This is a genomic window from Verrucomicrobiia bacterium, from assembly GCA_035460805.1.
GTDB lineage: Bacteria > Patescibacteriota > UBA1384 > CAILIB01 > CAILIB01 > DATHWI01.
In genome coordinates this window covers 1-1,939 of record DATHWI010000050.1, presented here as the reverse complement: position 1 = coordinate 1,939, position 1,939 = coordinate 1, and the positions used below count along the sequence as shown (strand labels likewise).

The 1,939-nt window shown below is 50.9% G+C and carries 1 rRNA gene; it reads left to right on the top strand.

The window, feature by feature from the left end:
- Positions 1-1,939 (top strand): 23S ribosomal RNA (locus VLA04_01720); the annotation flags it as partial.

Below are 1,939 nucleotides of genomic sequence, written 5' to 3'. Positions count from 1 at the left end.
AACCGTAAGTTTACAAGCAGTGGAAGCCCTTTATATGGGCAACCACGTACCTCTTGCATAATGAGTCAGCGAGTTATCTTTGCAGGCAAGATTAAGCCGTTACAGGTGGAGTCGTAGCGAAAGCGAGTCTGAATAGGGCGTTTAGTCTGCAGGGATAGACCCGAAACCCGGTGATCTAATCATGGCCAGGTTGAAGCGCGGGTAACACCGCGTGGAGGACCGAACTAGTTGAGGTTGAAAACTCTTTGGATGAGCTGTGATTAGGTGTGAAAGGCCAATCAAACTGGGTGATAGCTGGTTCTCCCCGAAATATATTTAGGTATAGCGTCAGGTAAATTGTATCATGGAGGTAGAGCACTGATTGGGCTAGGGGTCCTTACCGGATTACCAAACCCAGATAAACTCCGAATGCCATTGATATCTACCCTGGCAGGCAGACGTGGGGTGATAAGGTCACACGTCGAGAGGGAAAGAGCCCAGAACAACAGCTAAGGTCCCTAAATCTACACTCAGTGGTAAACGTTGTGGAGTTACTTTGACAACTAGGAGGTTGGCTTAGAAGCAGCAATCCTTTAAAGAAAGCGTAATAGCTCACTAGTCTAGTGACTCTGCGCGGAAGATACAACGGGGCTAAGTGTGGTACCGAAGCTTTGTCTTGTCGTAAGACAGGGGTAGGGGAGCGTTGAAGCGTAGGCTGAAGGTTGACCGTTAGGGCAGCTGGACGAACTTCAAGTGATCATGCTGACATAAGTAGCGTTGAACTCGGGTGAAAAACCCGAGCGTCGAAAACTCAAGGGTTCCTGGGCAAGGATAATCCTCCCAGGGTTAGTCGGGTCCTAAGGTGAGGCCAATTGGCGTAACCGATGGCAAAACGGTTAATATTCCGTTACCAGACATAGAATTGGGTCCGGAGGGACAGAATAGGTAGTCTCAGCCTGTTATTGGATTTCAGGTGTAAGCGTGTAGGAGGTGCTGTAGGTAAACCCGCAGCACATTAACTCTGATGCGCGAATGCGAGCTGCATTTGCAGCGGAAGTGAGAGGAGCCATGTTCTCAAGAAAAGCTTCGGACTTTGGCTATGCTGCCCGTACCGTAAACCGACTCAGGTGAGTGGGGTGAATATCCTAAGGCGATGGGGTGAATCGTGGTTAAGGAACTCGGCAACTTATCACCGTAACTTCGGGAAAAGGTGAGCCTGAGAGAGTGTAAGGACTTGATCCCCAAGCTTTTTCAGGTCGCAGAGAAATGGGAGTAGCGACTGTTTATCAAAAACACAGGCATGTGCAAAGTCTCAAGACGACGTATACATGCTGACGCCTGCCCGGTGCTGGAAGGTTAAGAGGATTTGTCAGCGCAAGCGAAGCAGAGAATCGAAGCCCCAGTAAACGGCGGCCGTAACTATAACGGTCCTAAGGTAGCGAAATTCCTTGTCGGGTAAGTTCCGACCTGCACGAATGGCGTAACGACTTCTCCGGTGTCTCAACCACATGCCTCGCGAAATTGAATTCTCGGTGAAAATGCCGAGTACCCGCAGAAAGACGGAAAGACCCCGTGAACCTTTACTGTAGCTTGGCAGTGATTTTAGAGTTTGCATGTGTAGGATAGGTGGGAGCCTTTGAAGCAGGAGCGCTAGCTCTTGTGGAGGCAACCTTGAAATACCACCCTTGGAAACTTTGAAATCTAACCTGCTCCTCGTGACGAGGAGAGGGACACTGTCTGGTGGGCAGTTTGACTGGGGCGGTCGCCTCCCAAAGAGTAACGGAGGCGCGCGATGGTCCCCTAAGCCTGATTGGAAACCAGGCGTCGAGTGCATTGGCATAAGGGGGCTTGACTGCGAGACCTACAAGTCGAGCAGGTGCGAAAGCAGGCCAAAGTGATCCGGTGGTCCCGCGTGGAAGGGCCATCGCTCAACGGATAAAAGGTACTCCGGGGATAACAG